The organism is Rhodomicrobium sp. R_RK_3, assembly GCF_002198715.1.
Classification (GTDB): Bacteria; Pseudomonadota; Alphaproteobacteria; order Rhizobiales; family Rhodomicrobiaceae; genus R-RK-3.
Map to the genome: position 1 here is coordinate 133,082 of NZ_MWLK01000037.1, position 13,637 is coordinate 146,718.

The following is a 13,637-nucleotide window of genomic DNA, read 5'->3' on the forward strand; positions in this document are numbered from 1 at the left end:
AAAGCATAAATCGGCAAAGCGCTTACCGTCAGCACCCCTAGGGCACTGACCCGTAGTCCCTATCCGAGCCCGACCAAAGGTGTTCAGCTCATCAGACTTTGGTCTGGTGCCCCTTGACAGAAAATTTGCTTAAGTCACAAGGTATTTTGAATCAAAAAATGCCGGCGGTCGCTTTCGATTGTAGAAACAATCGATGGTTTCGCCGGGGCGCTTCTGATGGGGGTTTGAATGCTCGAATTTCCGAGCATTCACGAGGAGTTGCGGCAGCGATCGTGGCGACTCGGCCTGCGGCGGAGGATGGGGTTGGGGAGACGGGCTTGGGACGTCACGCGCACTTGCGGCCGCGCCGGCACGGCAAATGGGGCGTCGGCCTGATAGCGCTATTGCTCAGCGCCTGCTCGCTCTCGCCTGAGCAATTGTCCTTACCCGCATCGATCACCGGCGCGACCGGCGACAGCCAGCAGGCGAGCAGCAATGGCCGCCCCGGCGTGCCGCTCGCCGATGCCGGCGACGAGGCCACCAGGGGGCCCCGCGTCTACCCCGGCACCGGCCAGTTCGCGCAAAACCCGGCGGGCGGTGATGGCGGGTCCGAGCGGGCGCGCAGTAAGGTCGACGGCAATGGCGTGACGCTGAATCTCGTCGGCGCCAGCGTGCCCGAGGTCGCCAAGACCGTGCTCGGCGATATTCTCAAGCTCAATTACACTGTCAGCGACAAGGCGAAGGCCTCGATCACGCTGAGCACGGCGCAGCCGGTGCCGAAGGAGGATCTGCTCAAGATCTTCGAGTCGATCCTGCGCTCCGAGGGCCTTGCGCTCAGCGTCGAGAACGGCGTCTACCGGGTGCTGCCCGGGGATGCGGTGGCGCGCGGCACGCCGCGCTGGGCGCCGCGCGGACGCCAGGAGGCGGGCGACGGCACTACCATCGTGCCGTTGCGCTACGTCTCCGCGACCGAGATGGAGCGGGTGCTGAAATCCGTCGCGCCGCAGACCTCGATCCTGCGCGTCGACAATGCCCGCAACCTGCTCATCGTCTCCGGCTCGGCAACGGAACTGGCCTCGGTCAACGACACCGTCGAGGCGTTTGATCTGGACTGGATGCGTGGCATGTCTTTCGCGCTGCTGCCGGTCGAGAGCGCCGATCCGGAAGCCATCGCCAAGGAACTCGACACCATCTTCGCCAATGATTCGGACAGCCCGACCAAGGGCATCGTCCGCTTCGTGCCGAACACGCGGCTGAAATCGGTGCTGGTGATCTCCTCGCGGCCGGAATATCTGCGCAAGGCCGAAGGCTGGCTGCGGCGCATCGACCTCGCCGGGCAGGCGACCGAGAAGCAGGTGCATGTCTACCACGTACAGAACCGCCCGGCCGGCGAATTGGCGGTGCTGCTGCGCAAGGTCTACAATTCGCAGTCGAACAATAACGACCGGAACGAGCCCTCGACCCAGCCGGGGCAGGACGTGTCCGTCCTCTCCTCGGGCGACGACAATGCCGGCGGCGGCGGCTTGGGAACGCAGGGCCTGTCGAGCGGATTCGGCCAGGCGGGCACGCAGCAGCAGCGCCGCTCCGCTCAGCAGCAGCAGGGTGGCGGCATCGGCGATGTCGCCCAACCCGCAACCGGCGACCAGCCGCAGGGCCGCGGCGGCGACCAGACCGGCGACCGCAATGGCGGCATCGGCATCGTCGCCGACGACCCGAACAACTCCGTCATCATTACCGCGACAGTCAGCGAATATAAGCGCATCCGCCAGATTCTCTCGCGCATCGACATCGCCGGCAAACAGGTGCTGCTCGAGGCGACCATCGCCGAAGTGACGCTGTCGGACCAGTTGAAATTCGGGCTGAAATGGTTCTTCCAGAAGGGCAATAACGAGGCGACCTTCACCACCCCGACCACCGCCGGCACGCCGGCCGACGTGCTTTCGGGTTTTGGCGGCTTCTCCTATTTCCTGAACACGCCGAATGTGCAGGTCGCGCTCAACGCCCTCAATCAGGTGACGACTGTCAATCTGGTGTCCTCGCCGAGCCTGATGGTGCTCGACAACAAGAAGGCGGTGCTGCAGATCGGCGACGAGGTGCCGTTCGCGACACAGCAGGCGCAGGGCACTCAGGTGCCGGGCGCGCCGGTCATCAACTCGATCTCCTTCCGCAGCACCGGCGTCATTCTCAGCATCACCCCGCGCGTCGGCGAGAACGGCCGCATCCAGCTCGACATCGAGCAGGAGGTCAGCGACGCCAAGCGGACCGAGACGTCCGACCTCGACTCGCCGACCATCTCGCAGCGCCGCGTGAAAACCTCGGTCGCGGTCGGCGACGGCGAGTGCATCGTGCTCGCAGGCCTGATGCGCGACAACACTTCGGTGTCGCACGACAAGGTACCGCTGATGGGGGATATTCCCGTCGTCGGCAATTTGTTCAAGAATAAGACAGATGAGATTACCCGCACGGAGCTTCTGATCGCGATCACGCCGCATGTCGTCAAGGACGCGCGCCAGGTTCGCGGCATTGCCCAGGAATTCCGTGACCGCATGAATTTTAGCACCCGGCCGCAACGGGGTGGCCCCCCTGACCGGCGGGAAAATGTTGATCGCGTGATCGTCCGCTGACTGTATTTTTTTGGTCTGTACTTAGCGTCCTCTGAAGGGGATTGCAGCCATGTCCGAGAACAGCGAGCCCGGCCCGCCCCCGCCCGACGATCGAGGCTTCGCGCTCGTGCTCGTGCTGTGGGTCGCGGGCCTGTTGGCCGTGATGACGGCGAGCCTGTCCAGTTCTGTGCGCACCCATGTGCGGGTCGCCGCCAATGTCGCCGAGAGCGCGCGGGCCGAGGCGCTGGCCGACAGCGGCATCACCCTGGCGGTGATGGACCTGATGTCGACGCGGCGCGGGCGCGGCCATCAGCGGCGCTTCTCCGTCGACGGCCAAGGCACGCTCTGCCTCGTTCCCGGCGAGGGCGCCCTCAACATCTCGGTGATCGACGAGGCATCGCGGATCGACGTCAACACGGCGGGCGTGCCTTTAATTCAGGCATTGGTCGCCGGGCTCGGCGAGCCGCCGGAGAAGGCCGCGCAGATCGCGGAGGCGATCTTCGACTATCGCGACGCCGATGACGAGCGCAAGCCCAACGGCGCCGAGGCCGCCGACTATCGTGCCGCCGGCCTCGGCTGGCTGCCGAAGAACGGGCCGCTGCAATCGGTGGACGAACTGGCCCAGGTTTACGGCATGACGCCCGAGCTGCTCGCGCGGATGCGGCCGTACCTGACCGTCTATTCGGGCCTCGCCGGCATCGACGCCACCCTGGCCAGCGAGCGGCTGATCACGCTGCTGCGCAACGGTTTGGCGGGCACTGCCGGCGCCTTCGGCAGCTTTCCCGACTTCCATGAATCGGTGGCGCTGCCGGCCATGTTCGTCACCGCCTCGCAGCAGCGCGTGTTCACGCTGCGCGTCGAGGCGCTGAGCGCTGCGGGCGCGGTTTTCGTGCGCGAGGCCATCGTCGATGTCGGCACCCGGCAGACGCCGAAACACGTGTTTTTGCGCTGGACGCGCGGTCCGGGTGACCCGGGGCCGGCGATCGGCATCCCCTTGAGCGCCGGGCGGTCGCTGTGTTGAGGCCACAGGTAGTGCGAAAAATCACATTTACGCAAAAAGCGAGGAAATTTGTCTCCCGCAAGCAACGCCTCGCTAAATGTTGAAGCTGGCGCATGTCGATCTATGAGCGACAATGTGGTCAAATATTAGCCTACGTGCCATATTTCCATAATAGGCAGGGGAAAATACCTACACATTCCATGATCTGAAGACGCTGGGTTTCAGCTCTCAATCAAAAGCAGTTGCTGCGCCGCGCTATGGACCGGTTGGGGAGGGTTCGCGTAATGCGTGAGATTGGCGGTTTGCAATCGATGCTGGATCACGCGGGAGAACGTCTCCGCGTGTCCGGCGCGGCTGTGCCCGCACGCTGGCGCCAATGGAACCTAACCACGCAATTCACCCTCGTCGCCACCATCGTCGTCGGCATCTCGATGGCGACGCTCGGGCGCTGGGTCGCCGACCGCATCGAGAGCGGCGTCATCACCAACACCGCCACCGCCGCTGCGCTCTATATGGACCGCTTCGTCGAGCCCTATGCCCAGGATCTGGCGACCGGCCAGATGCTCAGTCCGGCCTCACAGAACGCGCTGGCGCAGCTCGTGCGCAACAAGAGCTTCGGCCAGCACGTGGTCGAGGTGAAGCTATGGCGGACGGACGGCACCATCGCTTACAGCACGCTCGAAAACATGATCGGCAAGCGGATGCCGCTCAGCGACAGCCTGGCGCGCGCGCTGAAGGGCGAGGTGGTGCCGGAATTCGATCATCTGGACGATGAGGAAAATGTCATCGAGCGCGGCCTGCAACTGCCGCTGCTGGAGATCTATTCGCCGATCCGCGAGACCAATACCGAACGCATCATCGCCGTCGCCGAGTTCTACCAGCTCGCGGGCGGGCTGGCGAGCGAGCTCGCCTGGGCGCGGCTCGAAGGCGTGCTGATGGTCGGCGGCCTGTCGCTTTTGATGCTCGGCGCGCTCATCACCATCGTGCGCAGCGGCGGCCGCACCATCGCCAGCCAGCAGCAGGCGCTCAGCGAACGCGTCGCCGACCTGTCGCAATCGCTTGCGTTGAACGAAGAGTTGCGCCAGCGCGTCGCCGAGGCCAACCGCCGGGCGACCGAGGGCAATGAGCGTTTCCTGCGCCGCGTCAGCGCCGAGCTGCATGACGGGCCGGTGCAATTGATCGGCCTCGTGCTGCTCCGGCTCGACGGCGTCAATGCGCGCAACAGCGAGGATGCGGCGCGTGCCGCCGAAACGCTGGAAGTCATCCGCGGCGCGCTGAAGGACGCGCTCAACGAAATTCGCGGCCTCTCCAATGGCCTTGCCTTGCCCGAGTTGGAGAGTCTGGCGCTAGAGGACGCATTGGATCTGGCCATCACGAACCATGAACGGCGATCGGGCACGTCGGTCAGCGTCAACTTCCCGGGAAAGCTGCCGCCGGTTCCCGCATCGATCAAGACCTGCGCCTATCGCTTCGTGCAGGAGGGCCTGAACAACGCCTTCCGGCACGCGGGCGGGGCGGGCCAGCGCGTCAAAGTGTGCTGGGACGGGCGCAAACTGACCATAGAAGTCGGTGACGAAGGGCCGGGCATCTCCGGGACCGCACAGCCGTCATGCAAGAGCGGCATCGGTCTCACGGGCTTGCGCGACCGCATTGAGTCTCTGGGAGGAACAATGCTCATCAACGCTGTAAGCGGCGAAGGAACCCGGCTTCGAGCCTCATTCAGCCTGAGCGATATTTAGGGTGTAATATGCATCAAAGAATTCGTGTGGCAGTGGTTGACGATCATCCGCTTTTTCGCGAAGGCGTCACCCAGACATTTTATAATAGCGAAGAACTTGACCTCGTCGCCATGGGCGCGAGCCGCGACGACGCAGTGCAAATCGTCAAGGAGTCCGGGCCGGATATTCTGTTGCTCGACATCCAGCTCCCCGGCGGCGGCATCGAGGCGGCGCAATTGATCACGGCCCTCGCCAGCCGCACCAAGATCATCATGCTGACCGCCTCCGAGAACGAGGACGACGTCTCGGCCGCGCTCGAAGCGGGCGCCTGCGGCTATGTGCTGAAGGGCATTAGCGGGCGGGATCTGGTTCGCACGGTGCGCGCGGTCCAGAACGGCGACATCTATGTGACGCCGGCGCTCGCCGCGCGGATGCTGAAGAGCATCCACCGCCGACCGTCCTCCGCCCAGCCCGAGGCGACGATGTTCGCCCTGACGCCGCGCGAGGAGGACATTCTCGACTGCGTCGCCGTGGGGCAGACCAACAAGGAAATCGCCATCCAGCTAAAGATCAGCGAGAAGACGGTAAAGCACTACATGACGACGATCATGCACAAGCTGCATGTCCGCAACCGCGTCGAGGCGGCGCTGAAGGCACGGCAGCGCAAATCGAACTAGCGGCTGCGGGTGGCGCAGGCGGGCATCGTGGCGCCGCCTCGCGCCGCATGTCCGCCGGCGGCGACGTTGAGTCGAGAAAGGCTGCGCCGCCGATTCTGAAGCGAGATCCCCTCGAGAACGGGGATCCGGCACCTCAGGTCGATTTTTTCTTTCGCCCGGCCCCTTACGCTGCGGCGTACTCGTCCCCGCCTTCGGGCGAGTCCAAAGCCATTCGGTCCCGCATTTAATTTCCCTTCCTCACCATGGTTCGCTGCGGCTGGGGCTCCGGCTCCGCCGTCAGAGTGTTGCGCCCTGAGCGAGGCCAACCATGTGGACCGAGGCCAAACCCTGGATTAACGCCCTGCCAATGATGATATAATGCCCATCATGAAAGCGAATCGCAAAGACGCGCCCGACGCCGAGCCGACGCCGCCGCATCAGGGCGAGGATGGCGCATTGATCCCGCTGTCCCGCCGGGCGATGGCCGCGCCGCCCTATCTGAACGGCCTCAATCCGGAGCAGCGCGAGGCCGTCGTCACGCTGGACGGGCCTGTCCTCGTGCTGGCCGGCGCGGGCACCGGCAAGACGCGCGTGCTGACGACGCGCATCGCCCACATCCTTGCCACGCAGCGGGCCTTCCCGTCGCAGATCCTCGCCGTGACCTTCACCAACAAGGCCGCGCGCGAAATGAAGCAGCGCATCGGCGCTCTGGTCGGCGGCGCGGTCGAGGGGATGCCGTGGCTTGGCACCTTCCACTCCATCGGCGCGCGCATCCTGCGTTACCACGCCGAGCTGGTCGGTCTGACGCCTGCCTTCACGGTGCTCGATACCGATGACCAGCTCCGCCTGCTGAAGCAGCTCATCCAGGCCGACCGCATCGACGAAAAGCGCTGGACGCCGCGCCATCTCGCCGGGCTGATCGATAGCTGGAAGAATCGCGGCATGACCCCCGACAAGGTGCCCGCCGGCGAGGCTTTCGCCTTCGCCAACGGCAAGGGCGCCGAGCTCTACGCCGCCTACCAGAAGCGCCTCAAGGAGCTCAACGCCGCCGATTTCGGCGATCTGCTCCTTGAGAACCTGCGCCTGTTCATGGAGCACCCGGAGATCCTGAAGAGCTTCCATGAGCGCTTCCGCTTCATGCTGGTGGACGAATATCAGGACACCAATGTCGCGCAGTATCTCTGGCTGCGGCTGCTCGCCCAGGGCAATCACAATGTCTGCTGCGTCGGTGACGATGACCAGTCGATCTATGGGTGGCGCGGCGCGGAAGTGGACAACATCCTCCGCTTCGAGGCGGATTTCCCTGGCGCGAAAGTCATCCGGCTGGAGCGCAACTACCGCTCGACCGGCAATATTCTCGGCGCCGCCTCGCATCTGATCGCCCACAACCAGGGCCGGCTCGGCAAGACGCTGCACACCGACGATGCGGCCGGCGAGAAGCTGATCCTGCGCGGCGTTTGGGACGACGAGGCCGAGGCGCGCGCCGTCTCCGACGAGATCGCCGACCTGCACCGGCAGGGCATGTCCTATAATGACATGGCCATCCTGGTGCGCGCCTCCTTCCAGATGCGCGCCTTCGAGGACCGTTTCGTCGCCATCAACCTGCCTTATCGCGTTATCGGCGGCCCGCGTTTCTATGAGCGGCAGGAAATCAAGGACGCCATCGCCTATCTCGATGTCGCCAACAATCCGGCGAACGATCTGAAATTCGAGCGCATCGTCAACGTGCCCAAGCGCGGCCTCGGCGAAACCGCGCTGCGCACCATCCACCATTTCGCCCGCGCCGAGGGCCGTCCGCTGTTCGATGCCGCGCGCACCCTCGCCCAGACCGAAGAGCTGAAGCCGCAGGCGCGCAAGCCGCTGCTGACTTTGGTGCAGAGCTTTGATCGCTGGCGCGGCATGCTGAACAGCATGCACCACACCGAAGTCGCCCAGATCATCCTGGACGAGTCCGGCTATACCGAGATGTGGCAGAACGACAAGACCCCGCAAGCGCCCGCGCGGCTGGAGAACCTGAAAGAACTCATCCGCTTTATGGGCGAGTTCGACACGCTCGGCGCCTTCCTGGAGCACGTCTCGCTGGTGATGGACGCCGAGCAGAACAGCGACGGCGAGCGCGTCAGTGTGATGACCCTGCACGCCGCCAAGGGCCTGGAATTCGACATGGTATTCCTGCCGGGCTGGGAAGAGGGCCTGTTCCCGCATCAGCGCTCGATGGACGAGAGCGGCGTCGCCGGGCTCGAAGAGGAGCGCCGGCTCGCCTATGTCGGCATCACGCGGGCCAAGAAGCGGGCGCATATTTCCTTCGCCCAGAACCGGCGTGTGCACGGGCTCTGGCAAACCGCCGTGCCCTCGCGCTTCGTCGACGAACTGCCCGAGGCGCATGTCGATCCCATCCAGGACGCCTCCTCGATGGGCGGCTACGGCAATGGGCCGGGCTTTTCCGAGATGGGCGCGGGCCGCACCAATGCCGGCTATTCCAGCCCCGGCTGGCAGCGCGCGCAGAGCTTCTACCAGACCCAGCAGAACGCCGCTCCCCGCCGCCGCGCCGCGACCACCATCGAGGGTGAACTCGTCGCCTCGTCGAGTGGCGACGCCGGCTACGAACTCGGCGAGCGGATTTTCCACGATAAGTTCGGCTACGGCCTAATCTCGGAGATCGACGGCAACAAACTGACCGTGGATTTCGAGAAAGCCGGCCGCAAGCGTGTGGTCGCGTCTTTCGTCACACGGCCGTAACTGCTCATAAACCGTCGTGCGTTCGCGCTGGTCGACTGCGGCGGGCAATGCGTTCAGCCTTGCCCGTCAAGCCCGGATATTTCGGGAACACCGCCGCGTCCTTTTCCCGATCTGAGACAAACCCGGCTTCCCGCGCGCCGCCATTCATAATATGATCCGGGCATCGCGTCGGCAGATTATGGCAAATGGGGCGAAGATGAATGTAACCGCAGCCAAACCGGTCCAGAACGAATTTGCCGCCACGCGCGCCGAGGATGCGAGCCCTATCGAACTGGTCGGGCCGGCGGCGGTCGAGGCGACCTTCATTCCCGTTTCGCGCTCCGATATTTTCGAGGCGCTGCTGGACACAACGCAAGGGGCCGGCGAGCGCGCCAAGGCGTCCGAGGTGCTGACCAGGATCGGCTATCTGCGCCAGCACAAGTCCGGCGTGATCCTCAATCAGCTCAGCGACATCTACGATCCGTTCAATCCGGACGATGAGACCGTCAACGTCACCGAAGCATCGGAAGCGGAGCGGCTGGAAAAGCGCCGGATGTTCCATGCCAAGCTGACGGACCTCGTCACCAGCGCCAATTACAAGGAGCTCAGCCCGCACGAGCTGGAGGAGATCCTGAGCAAGGCGACGCCGGACGGCGTGGCCGTGGAGGTGGATTTCAAGGAATATGACGTCAAGCTGATCTTCTGCAGGGGCGAATCGCAGGTCAAGAAGACCAAGCGCGACCTGAAGCGGCTGTTCCTGAAAAACATGGTTTACGACGTGCCGACCTATGAGCGGCTGTTCCTCGCCATCAAATTCAAGTCCGAAGACATCCGCATCCCCGAGATCATGAAGGACGACGGTATCGACGAGAAGAAGGCTCGTAAGAAGCTGCGCAAGATGCGCCGGATGCTGCCGCCTTTTCTGTCGACCGACCACATCTACATCAAGATCTTTAAGGACATTCCGCGCTATGACGTGGAAATGCTGTTCCCGAATATCCGCGTCAAAATGAAATACAGCGACAAGCTGCAGCTCGGCGGCAGCGCGGTCTTCGGGACGGTAACCTGGGCGCTCGGCACGGCGACCAAGCTGTTCGTCGCGGTCGCGCTCTCGCCGCTGGTGCTGGCGGGCACCATTGTGACCGGCGTCGGCGGCATCATGTATACGCAGGTCCGCAATGTCTTCATCACCCGGGACCGCTACCGCATGCAACTTGCCCAGAGCCTCTATTTCCAGAACCTCGCCAACAATCAGGGCGCGCTGGCGCTGATCGTCGACGATGCCGAGGAGGAGGATGTGAAAGAGGAAGCGCTGCTCTATATGCAATTGCTGCGCACGCCCGTCCACACCAGCCAGCTCGACACGCTGCGCGGCCGTATCGACGCGTTTCTCAAGGAGAAATTCGATGTGCATGTCCGCTTCGACGTCAGCGATGCGCTGGGGCGCCTGACGGAGAACGGGCTGGTGACGCAATCACCGGCGGGTGAATTGCGCGCGCTGCCGCTGGATGAAGCCGCCCGGCATCTGCGCGAGCGCTGGTGCAGCCTGCTGGACCCCCACTGAGCATGCCCACCTATAAGGCGAGTATCCTCGGCTCCGCGGCCGATGTCGAGGTTTTGACGGGCCTGTTCACCGAAATGCTGGACCCGCCGCCGGCCATCAGCGCGGCCGAAACGCCGGAGGGCTGGCTGCTCGAGGTCTATTTCGTCGAGCCGCCGAGCCCGGCCGAGCTTGGCGCCGTCGCCGACAGCGTCCCGCATTTCGCCGCCATCCGCGACATCGAGCTGGAAACCATCCCCGATGAGGATTGGGTCGAGCGCACCCAGCGCGGCCTTCACCCCATCGAGGCCGGCCGCTTCTTCGTGCATGGCAGCCACGACCGCGGCCGCGCCGAGGGCCGGGCTTATGCCATCGAGATCGATGCCGGGCAGGCCTTCGGCACCGCCCATCACGGCACCACGCGCGGCTGCCTGCTGCTCATCGACCGGCTGGCCAAAAAGCAGGGCATCTGGCGGATGCTCGACCTGGGCACCGGCTCTGGCGTGCTCTCCATCGCGGCGGCGAAATCGCTCTGCGGCGACATCGTCGCCAGCGATATCGACCCGGTGGCAATTGCCGTCGCGAAGGAGAATTTTGCCCGCAACGGCGTCTCGGCGGAGATCACGCCGGTGGTCGCGGCGGGGCTGGATGACCGCGCCATCGCGGAGAAGGCGCCCTACGATCTCGTCACCGCCAACATCCTGGCCGGGCCGCTGCTGGCGCTTGCCCCGGCGCTTGCCAAGGTCATGGGGCCGGGCGGCCACCTGATCCTGTCCGGTCTGCTCGATTCGCAGGCACGCGAGGTGCGCGCCCGCTATCTGGCGCAGGGCTTCGTGCTCGCCGCCAGCCTGTCGCTCGAAGGTTGGACCGCGCTGCATCTGAGGCGGAACGGCCGAGGAGTATGAAAAAAGCCGCCTCGGGTTTTGTCCCGGGCGGCTTGATGCTCAGATCGAAATCGACTGCGATCAAAGAATGAACGGCGAACAGCTGTCCGACCGGCGCAGCTTGGTAATCTGCATCTTGCTGTAACCCATGCTTTCGAGCGAAGCATCATCGAAGTTACGCAAATAATCCGCGATCTGGCGGCTGGCTTCCCTCTTCCGCCCTTCAATGTAACGTTGAAGGACACGCGCTGCGAAGCCCGGCTTGGATCTCGCAATTGAGCCACTCGTTAGAGCGCCATGATAGGTCGTCGCCATGCTCATCTCCTGGCCGCAGCTTTCCGCCGCCCTCGGCAGTGCCACGACATTTGCTCTCCTCGCATAATTGCCCTCGCCTCCGAGGATGAGTAGCCGATTTTGCTGCATCGCAGCGATGCGCATGTTGCATGGCAACATAGACCGCCATTAGGATGGCGTAAGCGGTATCGCAACCTTGATATCGGGGGCTTTCCCCCCTAGAACGAATCCATGTTTCAGAATTTCGATGATGTCGGTGGACCTGCCCATGGCGCTGAGCGCCTGCGGCTCCTGCGCATGGAATTGGACCGGGCGGGGCTGACCGGTTTCCTCGTTCCGCGCGCCGATGAATTCCAGAACGAATATGTCCCCGCCGATGCCGAGCGGCTGCTCTGGCTGACCGGCTTTTCCGGCTCCTGGGGGACGGCCGCCGTGCTGATGGACAAGGCGGCGCTGGTCATCGACGGGCGCTACACGCTGCAGGCGGCGGCGCAGGTCGATCCGGCGGCCTTCGAGGTCGTCAATGTCGCCGACAAGTCGGTTTCGGGCTGGCTTGAGGTCAATCTTCGCGTCGGCGACCGGCTCGGCTACGATCCGCGTCTGCATACCGTCGCCCAGGTCGAGGCGCTGGCCAAATGCGTCGAGAAGGCCGGCGCGCAGCTCGTCGCCGTCGAGGCCAATCCGCTGGCGGCGATCTGGACGGACCCGCCCGCTCCGGCCCAGCACCCGATCGCCTTGCAGCCCATTGCTTTCGCCGGCATCGAGGCCGCCGACAAGATCGCCGAAATCCAGGACCGGCTGGCTCGCGAGAAGATCGGCGCCGTGGTGATCTCGGCGCTGGATTCCATCGCCTGGCTGTTCAATATCCGTGGCCAGGACCTGCCGCACACGCCTTTCGTGCTGAGCTATGCCATCGTCCCCGTCGAGGGCAAGGCGCTGCTCTTCGTCGATGGCCGCAAGCTGACGCCCGATGTCCGCGAGGCTCTGTCCGCCGTCGCCGAGATCGCCGAGCCGACCGCACTCCTTGATAGCGTGCGCGCCTTTGGCAGCCGCAAGGCCAAAGTTCAGATCGATCCGGCCGCCGTTTCGCAATGGTACCTCAATCACTTGGTGGACAGCGGCGCGGTGATCGTGCGCGAGCCTGATCCTTGCGTGCTGCCGAAAGCGCGTAAGAACCGTGCCGAGATCGCGGGCTCGCGCGCCGCCCATCTGCGCGACGGCGTCGCCGTGAGCCGGTTCATCTCCTGGCTGGATTCGAGCGCCCCGGCGGGCAATCTCGACGAGATCGCCGTCGCGACAAGGCTAGAGAAATTCCGCCGCGAGAGCCCGGAGCTGCGCGAGATCAGCTTCGACACCATCGCCGGGAGCGGGCCGAACGGCGCCATCGTGCATTACCGGCCGACCCGCTCGACCAGCCGCCGCATCGAGCCCGGCAGTCTGCTGCTGATCGATTCCGGCGGCCAATATGCCGACGGCACCACCGACATCACCCGCACGCTCGCCATCGGCGAGCCAACGCCCGACATGCGCCGCCATTTCACGCTGGTGCTGCAGGGCCATATCGCCATCGCCACGGCGCGTTTTCCCAAGGGCACGCGCGGCAATCATCTCGACGCCCTGGCCCGCCGCGCGCTCTGGAGCGCCGGCCTCGATTATGATCACGGCACCGGACACGGCGTCGGCAGCTTTCTGTCGGTGCATGAGGGCCCGCAAAACATTGCCCGGCGCGAGTCGGTCGAGCTGGAGCCGGGCATGATCCTGTCGAATGAGCCTGGCTTCTACCGCACCGGCGAATATGGCATCCGCATCGAGAACCTGATCCTCGTTACTGAGCCCGCCGAAATCCCCGGCGGCGACCGTCCGATGATGGGTTTTGAAACGCTCACCCTCGCCCCCTTCGACCGGCGCCTGATCGATACGGCGCTGCTCTCTTCCGCCGAGATCGCCTGGATCGACGCCTATCACGCCGAGGTGCTGGCCAAGCTCGCTCCCGGCCTCGATGCGGAAACCCTGGCCTGGCTGCGGGACGCGACGGCGCCGCTGGCGCGCTGAGTCCGGCCGCGGCGGAGCGTCACGGACCCGCTCATTTTTCTCGGCAAGCGCTAAGGCGCCAGCCCCCCGTTCCGCGCGATCTCCGCCCGTGTCGCGCCTCTGAATCGGCGTGACCGAAAAACCTTCCGTCCACAGCATTGTGATCGGCGCCGCGCGGCGATAGAGCCCATTGCCACTGCCTTGCCGCGATTTA

The 13,637-nt window shown here is 64.6% G+C and carries 9 protein-coding genes; 8 read left to right on the plus strand and 1 reads right to left on the minus strand.

The window, feature by feature from the left end; translation table 11 throughout:
* The first annotated feature begins 317 nt into the window (after positions 1 to 317).
* From gspD to BLEFHOIH_RS24155, 7 genes are all read left to right on the plus strand, one after another.
* Entirely contained in the window at positions 318 to 2,603 is a 2,286-nt protein-coding gene (gene gspD / locus BLEFHOIH_RS24125; RefSeq protein WP_170937357.1) for a type II secretion system secretin GspD, read from the plus strand.
* Between the two features lie 49 nt (positions 2,604 to 2,652).
* The gene (locus BLEFHOIH_RS24130) at positions 2,653 to 3,603 is read left to right on the plus strand and encodes a type II secretion system protein GspK (RefSeq protein ID WP_088348607.1); all 951 of its coding nucleotides are present in this window, start codon (positions 2,653 to 2,655) and stop codon (positions 3,601 to 3,603) included.
* A 263-nt stretch (positions 3,604 to 3,866) separates the two neighbouring features.
* A complete protein-coding gene (locus BLEFHOIH_RS24135) occupies positions 3,867 to 5,321 on the plus strand; it encodes a sensor histidine kinase (RefSeq protein WP_170937358.1) in 1,455 nt (484 codons plus the stop codon).
* Positions 5,322 to 5,329: 8 nt separating this feature from the next.
* Positions 5,330 to 5,977, plus strand: coding sequence for a response regulator transcription factor (locus tag BLEFHOIH_RS24140; protein ID WP_088348609.1), 648 nt, complete (start codon positions 5,330 to 5,332; stop codon positions 5,975 to 5,977).
* A 366-nt stretch (positions 5,978 to 6,343) separates the two neighbouring features.
* Positions 6,344 to 8,695: a UvrD-helicase domain-containing protein gene (locus tag BLEFHOIH_RS24145; protein WP_245297175.1), complete on the plus strand. Its 2,352-nt coding sequence runs from the start codon at positions 6,344 to 6,346 to the stop codon at positions 8,693 to 8,695.
* Between the two features lie 196 nt (positions 8,696 to 8,891).
* The gene (locus BLEFHOIH_RS24150) at positions 8,892 to 10,238 is read left to right on the plus strand and encodes a TMEM143 family protein (protein WP_170937359.1); all 1,347 of its coding nucleotides are present in this window, start codon (positions 8,892 to 8,894) and stop codon (positions 10,236 to 10,238) included.
* A 2-nt stretch (positions 10,239 to 10,240) separates the two neighbouring features.
* The gene (locus tag BLEFHOIH_RS24155) at positions 10,241 to 11,119 is read left to right on the plus strand and encodes a 50S ribosomal protein L11 methyltransferase (RefSeq protein ID WP_088348612.1); all 879 of its coding nucleotides are present in this window, start codon (positions 10,241 to 10,243) and stop codon (positions 11,117 to 11,119) included.
* A 60-nt stretch (positions 11,120 to 11,179) separates the two neighbouring features.
* Here the strand turns inward: BLEFHOIH_RS24155 and BLEFHOIH_RS24160 are convergent, their stop codons facing one another.
* A complete protein-coding gene (locus BLEFHOIH_RS24160) occupies positions 11,180 to 11,413 on the minus strand; it encodes a hypothetical protein (RefSeq protein ID WP_125461878.1) in 234 nt (77 codons plus the stop codon).
* Between the two features lie 210 nt (positions 11,414 to 11,623).
* On the opposite strand from BLEFHOIH_RS24160, the gene BLEFHOIH_RS24165 reads away from it, so the two are divergent.
* A complete protein-coding gene (locus BLEFHOIH_RS24165; RefSeq protein WP_088348614.1) occupies positions 11,624 to 13,444 on the plus strand; it encodes an aminopeptidase P family protein in 1,821 nt (606 codons plus the stop codon).
* Positions 13,445 to 13,637: the final 193 nt, after the last annotated feature.

Bases quoted from the DNA above. Each gene is read 5' to 3' on its own strand.
- BLEFHOIH_RS24145 (WP_245297175.1), top strand. From the start codon at position 6,344: ATGAAAGCGAATCGCAAAGACGCGCCCGACGCCGAGCCGACGCCGCCG.
- BLEFHOIH_RS24155 (WP_088348612.1), top strand. From the start codon at position 10,241: ATGCCCACCTATAAGGCGAGTATCCTCGGCTCCGCGGCCGATGTCGAG.
- BLEFHOIH_RS24130 (WP_088348607.1), top strand. From the start codon at position 2,653: ATGTCCGAGAACAGCGAGCCCGGCCCGCCCCCGCCCGACGATCGAGGC.
- BLEFHOIH_RS24150 (WP_170937359.1), top strand. From the start codon at position 8,892: ATGAATGTAACCGCAGCCAAACCGGTCCAGAACGAATTTGCCGCCACG.
- BLEFHOIH_RS24160 (WP_125461878.1), bottom strand. From the start codon at position 11,413: ATGGCGACGACCTATCATGGCGCTCTAACGAGTGGCTCAATTGCGAGA.
- BLEFHOIH_RS24135 (WP_170937358.1), top strand. From the start codon at position 3,867: ATGCGTGAGATTGGCGGTTTGCAATCGATGCTGGATCACGCGGGAGAA.
- BLEFHOIH_RS24165 (WP_088348614.1), top strand. From the start codon at position 11,624: ATGTTTCAGAATTTCGATGATGTCGGTGGACCTGCCCATGGCGCTGAG.
- BLEFHOIH_RS24140 (WP_088348609.1), top strand. From the start codon at position 5,330: ATGCATCAAAGAATTCGTGTGGCAGTGGTTGACGATCATCCGCTTTTT.